Here is a 7680-nt window from a genome sequence, read left to right as displayed (position 1 = left end):
AAAATATATAATTTATATGGGGAAACATATCTCATGTTTTTCTACAACTTGCAAAAAACACAATATGTTATCAGTATTAAGCGGATTATTGCCTGGTTTTACATGATGGCTGGGCAATATTAATACTGTTTTGATTCTATTTTTACAAAATTAAGGCGATGCTGATGGACGATGAGACATTGAAGGTATATGCTTACGTTAACATTTCCTCATATAGAGTCAGATGCGTTAAGGCGCTCAAAGGTAATGTGAAGACTCCGTCAGACATTTCAAGGGATGCAGACATCAAGCTTAATCATATTTCCAAGGTCCTTCATCAGCTGAATGATTGCGGCGTTGCAGTCTGCCTGAATGAGGATGCATACCGTGGACGGAAGTATAAGCTCACTGGCGTTGGAGAGGAAATCGCCGATCATCTGGACAATGTGGGGAATTGATATGAAGTTTTCAGGATTCATGAACGTTTACCTTTTGGATGACATGAGCTGGGAATACCAGTTCGGGGACAGGTCCCTTAAGGCGGCGACACTGAAGGAACTTGAGCTTCTGGTGAACCTGTACGGACTGAAATGGAACATTCTTGATGAGAATCTCGCAAACAAATCCAAGGAAATCGACAAGAATAACGTGACAGGCTTTCTGAATGTCTACTTCAAGGATGGCGCATGGTATTACAGGGGTTCGGATTTGAGGGCCACCAGTCTTCAGGTGCTGAAAAAGAAGGTTTTGGCAAATGATTTGGAGTGGAAGGAAACCGACAGTGACCTGGCATACAAGACATGGAAGCTTGACTTGAGAAGATTTGAAAAGTGATCGTTCTGCTTATTACTTGTTGTTTTTAGATTTTAAGAACAGTTCACTTGATTTAAATGTTAAATTGTTTTGTTTAAACGAAAACAAGAAAAAGTTGTCCGAGTTCGTAAAATTGACCTCATTTAAAACTTCATGCTTTATATACTTGTAAGTTCAAGTATTATTCATTGATTAGGTCAGGTAATTAAGGCTAATTTCAATTTAGGGAATATAGGATTATCTGATTTAACACCATTAATCGAGGTAAAAAAATGATTTCAGAAGCAAAAAACAATACTGTCCCATATATTTTAAGTGATGCGGCTCAAAAGGCATATGATAAGATTAAAACATTAATACTGAGAATATTTGCATTGATTAAACGACAAAAAAATCATAAAAACCTTAAGGAAGAATTCTATGATTCCTATATAGATTTTGCAAGGAAATTAAAATCAGAGGGTTATGATAATGAATGCTATAATTATATGGCTATTTGTGAAATGTATTATCAATTAATGGATAGGCCTGATGAGTTGATTTCACATGAAAATTTCTTCAATGATTTATTTAACTCCTTTGATAATCTGTTATCCTCTAAACTTGCCAAATCTGTTGATTATGATGAAAGATACACTGAATTCTTGTTGTACACTACAAAAATGCAAGAATATTTCTATAAGAATTTAGCAGTTCCCAGTCCATATTATGATGAGGAAGTTTGTAATGAGATTATTAGCAGATTATCTGGTGATTTATGATGAAGAATGCATTTTTAGATACCAATGTTATTATTGCAATGATATTTTTAATTAATTCTCATCATTTAAAGGCAAAACAAGTTTTTAATTCCTATCATCATTACTATTGGTCCAATTCCGTTGTAAAAGAATTCAATCGCAGATTTGGTGAAAAACAGATTAATCTAAAAATATTCTTTGAGGATTTAAAATTGTTTATGGAAAATCCCGAAAAGGATCTATATTCTGATGTCGATTTGTTAATTTTTTTAAAAAAACATTATTCAGAAAAATTGTTTGAAGATTCTAAAAACTCTATAAAACCTTTTTGGAATCATTATATTGGTGTAGAATCAATGATTCCATTTTTAAATATGAAAAAATCAATAAATTTTTGTTTAAATGACCTGATGATAACCAGTGTCAAGAATAAGGAAAAATTGGAAAATAAGTTGATATTGGCACCTCAAAGGGAAAATGATTATTCTGTAATTGATGCAATGCTAGAATCTTTTGGTGTTCATTATGAGGATAGGAGTGTCATTTTGGATGGCCATGATTTTGCCTGTTTTTCAAGCCAACCCGTTGATTTTGTGACTTTTGATGAGGATTGCTTCAATGGGGCGAAAAATGTTGGTCGGTTATGTTTCAATTCGGTCAAGGGAAGATTCGATTTTAAGGCTTCATGATTTTCTGTTTCACAACAAGTTATATATCATCTTAAACATAATATCATTATTGATATATGTATGGTGATTAAATGAACAGAAGTAAATTATTTTTTGCAGGATTGCTTCTCATGATTGCAATTCTCTCAGTGGGTATGGTCATGGGAGTGTCCGATTCCAAAAAGGCCGACACCAAATTGAAGATTAAGGTCAGCTCTCCGGTCCATGACGGCGATAAGATTAAAATCAAATTGGTTGATTCCAAAAACAAGCCAATCTCAAAAAAGAAGGTCAAAGTATCAGTAAAGGATGAGTATGGTAATGCAGATTATTATACCCTGACAACCAATTCCTATGGAAATGCAAAGCTGAAACTCGATAACGGCGAAGGCGCATTCAAGGTCAAATGCAAGTTCACCGGTGACGCCAAGTATAAGCCGGCCAAAAAGACCAAATGGGTAACCGTTGAGGCTGAAGAGGGATCCGATTATGATGAAGGTGCATACTACAGCCAGCAGGCAGGCAGAACTATTTATTCCGGTGAGGTTCAGGAAGGTCCCGACGGCAACTGGTATATGCATGTCGGAGATAACGAATGGGTAAGAATATAATTATCTGATTTTAGTGGGCAGATATCGTCATATCTGCTTTTAAATTTCTTTTTTTTTAAAAAATAAAAAAATAGTTTGATTTATAAAAAATCAAACATTAAAGTGTTGCGCTTACGGTTACCACGCCGTACTCCTTGCTTGTGCTTTCAGAGTCCAGGGTGTCACCGTCCTTTATGATTTTAACTTTCAGCTTGTCTGAACTTCCGTCTGTTTTCTGTACTGCGGCAGCTATCACGTCATATCTTCCTTCGTTGATCTTGATGCTCTCATCGCCCTTTCCATTATACATGGTGCTGGTGTCCTGGTCCCCAATGGATGCAGACCATTCTCCAGGATAGGAGATCTCGACAACGAGACCGTCATTGTCATTTGTGCCGGAAGAGATGTCATTGCTTATGACCGTATCGGTAACGCTTGCTGTGGACAGGTCGTTCACAAGCATTGAAGATGCGAATGCCCCGAATGCAACTACCATCACTACCAAAGCGACCGCTAGCGCTCCAACTGCCATTCCTGTTGAAAGAGATTCGGGTCTGATTCCTCCAATCAATGCTGGAAGTTCCCTGCCTTCATTGATTGCCTCGGTGCATTTGTATGCGTCATATGCCGCATAGAGTGTAAATGCTATTCCTATTAGGGTGGTTATTGCAGTGATGGCAAAGCTGTTGCTGAAAATGAACAGCACAAAGAAAATGGCCGAAAGCAGAAATCCTATTGCACCAAAAATTGCTGCTCTTTTGTATAAGCGAAGGTATAATGCATGTCCTATTCCACTTAGCCCATAGATGAGCATTCCGCCAATGAAGTTCAGTATCGGCGCAATCCATTTGTTCTTTTGGCCTGTGGATTGAGGGGCTGCATTGTTCTGTTCTGGCTGTTCTGTGGATATGTTTGAGATATCCTCTCCACAGTCAACGCAGAACTTCGCTTCTTCCTTGTTTTGGGCTCCACACTTTGGACAAAATTTCATCGTTTCACCTCTTTTTGCATAAGAAAAAAATTTCCTATGGTTAATAGTATATGATTGGAGTTATTTAATCCTTATTGTCAACATTATTTTCATAATCGGTGAATCTTTTGTACCAAATCTTATTTTTCGGTAAAATTCATTCATACTGATGGGAGCACCTACTTAAACACAAGGTATTAACAAAAACTTTATTAACAACATAGTCACATATATATTATCATGAACGTAGAAGAATTACTTGGAAAATGCGAGGCACTCTTATTTGAAGATGATTATGAGAGCCTCATGAAACTATCACTGAAAGCCCTAAAATTGGACCCGGAGAATTTGGATGCATTGTCATACAACGCAACTGCACTTTATTATCTGGGAAAATACCGCAGGGCACTTGAACGCATCAACCGGATGTTGGAAATTGACGGTGAAAACAGCCGCTTCCAGGATTTCAAGGTTAGGGTGCTCATGGAACTGGACATCAATGATGCATATGACTTTTATGAAAGCATGGACAGCGACAAACCCGACAAGGGAACTACACAAGTACTGGCCCATGCACTGATTGATGCGGAGGAATATGAAAAGGCACTTGAATGCCTAGACAGGCTGAATGAAACAAACTGGCTATTCAGCTGCAGAATCATCGACGGATACAAAAGGATTGAAAACCGCACCGGCAGGAATCTGAAGGACCGCTACGGAAGCGAGTTTTACATGTCATGGATTGAGATGATAAAGTCCAGAACTGACAGGAAGGTCTGCCCGCTTTGCGGTGGGGAAGACTTCAACAACCAGTTCAGCTTCTGCAACGGCTGCGGTGAAGAGCTGCAGATGGGCTCCCAGGGCACACTTGTCGAATGCGACAGCCTCAAGGTGTACTACTACATCTGCGACAAGCTTCTCACACTCAAGATGTTCCTCAAAAGCAATGCCTCTCTGAAGGACCTGCACGAGAAGATGGACTGCCTCGACGATGAGGAGTTCAATGCATTCATCGAACACCTCAAGAGCATAGATTATATCGTTGAAGCCTCCAAGGGATACATATGGGACGGCGAAATCATGTCATCAACATGCGAGGCCGGAAAGTATGCCGCACCAAGATGGCTTGCATTTCCCGGATACAGCTCATGGACAATAGGATGGAGAATGGGTGCAGGGGAAGACTACTGCATGAACCAGCCATATCAGGGCGATCTTTTCCGCAAGCTGTTTCCGGAACCTGCAAACTGGAAGTTCAACCCGAGAAATCCGAAATTTAAGAATCTTCCTCAATTCCCGTTCATGGGATCCGTCTGGGACGAGGATGTGAACCCGAAATACTCAAGGATAACAGATGATGCGATTGAAGTCAACGATTTCATCACCATGGACATGGAAGGCGAGTTCAGGAACAACGCACATCATTTCAATTCAATAGGCCATGCAATTCTCTTTTCAAAAATCGTATCATATAATCGTAATATTGACCCGTATAAGGTCACATTCGAAGAGCTCAAGAATGATTACACAGTAACCGACGAGCAGCTGGCTGAATGGGAAGTCTTCAAGTATACAGTTTGCCTGAACGCCACATACTACAAGTTCATGCAGGACGATGAGCTTAAAAGAAAGCTCCTTGACACAGGCGACAGGTGTCTTGTCTATGACTCTGATGACGAATGGGGAGGCGATGAGAACCTCTTCGGATTTGCGCTTATGCAGGTGAGGGATGAAATCCGCAGACTATGTGAGCATGAGAATCTAATCGACTGGAGATATACAGAATATCTCAAGAACGCATATCCCTACCTTAACCACAAAAGAGACCCTAACGACAAGCAGTCCGCCGAATATAAGGTGATAGAGTCAACACTTGTGGGCTCCTCAAGATATGTCCGTGACGCCAACCTCTCCGATGAGATTGCAGGCAAGTACAGTCCGGGCCAGATCATTACCGAAAAGGGTTTTGTCGACGCTTCAAACAGAATCGGTGGCATGGTGACAACACACAGGTACCTCATACTGTCCGGATTCATGGGGGACCTGTCTGTCTTTGAGAAGGAAACCAACTGGGGACTGCACACAGCCAATCACGGCTCCAGATTCAAGGTTCTCGATGTGTTCACCGTTGAGGGCAAAACACAGATACTGCTGCTGCACCTTCCCGACGGCTTTGAAGAAGTCTTTACAAACGAGACCGATATCGAAAGGGAATTTGTAGAAAGAGAGCGTGAAAACTTTATAAGTGACTTGAAACAAGATATCATTAGTGACCTGGCCGATGAGATTTGGCTTGAGAGATGCAGCTTTCCTTTAGGAATGAATGATGAAGGAGAATTTTTCTAAGGTGATAAAATGAAAGTTAAGGATGGAATAACAGGTTTGGTAGTTGGGGACGCATTGGGCGTTCCCGTGGAATTCACAAGCAAGGAAGTGCTTGATGAGAATCCGGTTACAGGAATGAGGGGCAATGGAACATACAACATGCCGAAGGGAACATGGTCAGATGACTCATCAATGACACTTGCAACCATGCAGAGCATAGTCCAGAAGGACGGCATCGACTATGAGGACATAATGAACGAGTTCAGCCTCTTTGTTCATGAGGACAAGTACAGCCAATACCACACCTTCGATTACGGAAACACAACAATAAATGCGATAATCAATTTCGACAATGGAATAGACCCTCTAAAATGCGGAGGAGCCGGAGAAAGGGACAACGGAAACGGGTCATTAATGAGAATCCTGCCTATGGCATTCATTCCGGGAATAGACTATGAAACAATAGAAAACGTATCAGCGCTGACACATGCACACGAAAGGTCAAGGATAGCATGCGTCCTCTACATTGAAATAGCAAGGTCAATGCTCAGCGAGGATCTGGAAATATTGGAGCACATCGAAAGTGCATGCGAAAAGATCAGGGATTATTACAGTGATTCAGATGAGCTGGTTCATTTCAAAAGGATTTTTGAAAACGACCTTGATGAAGTTGAAAGCAGCGGATATGTCATGAAGACCTTGGAATGTGTACTCAAATGTCTTCTGACAACCTCCAGCTTCAGTGAAGCGGTCCTGAAGGCGGTCAATTACGGAAAGGATACAGACACTGTAGGGGCAATCTGCGGAGGACTTGCCGGAATATACTACGGCTTCGATGACATTCCGTCAGATTGGATCAGTGACATTCCACAAATCGATGAAGTATTCGACCTTTGCAATGATTTCGAAAGCTTCTGTAAAAAATAAGTAAAATTAAAAAAAGATAATATTAAATGGATGATTCTCCTCAAAAGGGGGAATCACTCATTCTGTTTTTTGCATCGCCGACAGTATAGCATTCGGCGTCCTTTTCTTTGGACTTTTCAATCTGGAATTGGAAGATTAAATCGTATGGTTCCTCACCGATTGTAATGCCTGAAAACTCTTCAATCACCTGGTCGAACTGACCGCTTCTTCTTAGAAGGTCTGCTTTTATGGCCAGATAGTTCTTTTTCTCATTTTCATCGTATTCCAAATCATCGAAATGCTCAAGTGCAAGTTTTCTCATTTTCACTGCATTGGAATCGTTTTTATCATCACAGTCCCAGGCACAGTGAAGCAGATTGAAAAAGCATTTGTTGCTGTCTTTCATTTCCCTGGCTATCATGTAAGCCCTGTAGAATCTTTTTGACAGGTATCCATTGAACCACCCCATCCTATAGAGGATGGGGATTCCTGAATTTTTTTCACTTAATAATGGTTAATTTAAGTATTTTTTCAGGCTATCCCCGTTGAACCAGCGGTTTAGAATATTAATTGCTGCGTTTGTGTCCCTATCAAGTGTTTTTCCGCATTTTTGACATTTCCAGTTGCGTGTTTTGATTTTTAACTCTTTGTTTATGTGTCTGCAGTGGTGGCATGTTCTGCTTGTGTTG

The 7680-nt window shown here is 40.4% G+C and carries 10 protein-coding genes; 7 read left to right on the top strand and 3 right to left on the bottom strand.

From position 1 onward, the window contains the following. The first annotated feature begins 164 nt into the window (after positions 1-164). From E7Z79_RS08580 to E7Z79_RS08560, 5 genes are all read left to right on the top strand, one after another. Positions 165-437 carry a transcriptional regulator gene (locus E7Z79_RS08580; protein WP_303739545.1) on the top strand — a complete coding sequence of 91 codons (273 nt, stop codon included), beginning with the start codon at positions 165-167 and terminating at the stop codon, positions 435-437. Beyond that, complete coding sequence (locus tag E7Z79_RS08575; RefSeq protein WP_303739544.1) at positions 367-813, top strand: hypothetical protein; 447 nt, start codon at positions 367-369, stop codon at positions 811-813. The genes E7Z79_RS08580 and E7Z79_RS08575 overlap by 71 nt, the downstream gene beginning before the upstream one ends. A 251-nt stretch (positions 814-1064) precedes the next feature. Continuing rightward, a complete protein-coding gene (locus E7Z79_RS08570) occupies positions 1065-1553 on the top strand; it encodes a hypothetical protein (RefSeq protein WP_303739543.1) in 489 nt (162 codons plus the stop codon). After that, positions 1553-2221 carry a hypothetical protein gene (locus tag E7Z79_RS08565; RefSeq protein ID WP_303739542.1) on the top strand — a complete coding sequence of 223 codons (669 nt, stop codon included), beginning with the start codon at positions 1553-1555 and terminating at the stop codon, positions 2219-2221. Before E7Z79_RS08570 ends, E7Z79_RS08565 begins: the two co-directional genes overlap by 1 nt. 71 nt (positions 2222-2292) lie before the next feature. Continuing rightward, positions 2293-2811: a hypothetical protein gene (locus E7Z79_RS08560; protein WP_303739541.1), complete on the top strand. Its 519-nt coding sequence runs from the start codon at positions 2293-2295 to the stop codon at positions 2809-2811. A 97-nt stretch (positions 2812-2908) separates the two neighbouring features. On the opposite strand, the gene E7Z79_RS08555 is transcribed toward E7Z79_RS08560, so the two are convergent. Next, positions 2909-3781, bottom strand: a complete 873-nt coding sequence (locus tag E7Z79_RS08555) for a zinc-ribbon domain-containing protein (RefSeq protein ID WP_303739540.1) — start codon at positions 3779-3781, stop codon at positions 2909-2911. Between the two features lie 219 nt (positions 3782-4000). On the opposite strand from E7Z79_RS08555, the gene E7Z79_RS08550 reads away from it, so the two are divergent. Then, positions 4001-6106: an NADAR domain-containing protein gene (locus E7Z79_RS08550; RefSeq protein ID WP_303739539.1), complete on the top strand. Its 2106-nt coding sequence runs from the start codon at positions 4001-4003 to the stop codon at positions 6104-6106. Positions 6107-6115: 9 nt separating this feature from the next. Further along, the gene (locus tag E7Z79_RS08545; RefSeq protein WP_303739538.1) at positions 6116-7012 is read left to right on the top strand and encodes an ADP-ribosylglycohydrolase family protein; all 897 of its coding nucleotides are present in this window, start codon (positions 6116-6118) and stop codon (positions 7010-7012) included. A 40-nt stretch (positions 7013-7052) separates the two neighbouring features. Here E7Z79_RS08545 and E7Z79_RS08540 read toward each other — a convergent pair whose 3' ends face one another. Both E7Z79_RS08540 and E7Z79_RS09740 read right to left on the bottom strand, forming a co-directional pair. Continuing rightward, a complete protein-coding gene (locus tag E7Z79_RS08540) occupies positions 7053-7460 on the bottom strand; it encodes a hypothetical protein (protein ID WP_303739537.1) in 408 nt (135 codons plus the stop codon). Positions 7461-7505: 45 nt separating this feature from the next. Next, positions 7506-7680: zinc ribbon domain-containing protein (locus E7Z79_RS09740; RefSeq protein WP_369693444.1), on the bottom strand; the 175-nt coding region annotated here is incomplete at its 5' end.

Source organism: Methanobrevibacter thaueri (genome assembly GCF_015062905.1).
Classification (GTDB): Archaea; Methanobacteriota; Methanobacteria; order Methanobacteriales; family Methanobacteriaceae; genus Methanocatella; species Methanocatella thaueri_A.
The sequence above is the reverse complement of the archived record's forward strand: the minus strand, read 5'-3'. Positions and strand labels throughout refer to the sequence as shown.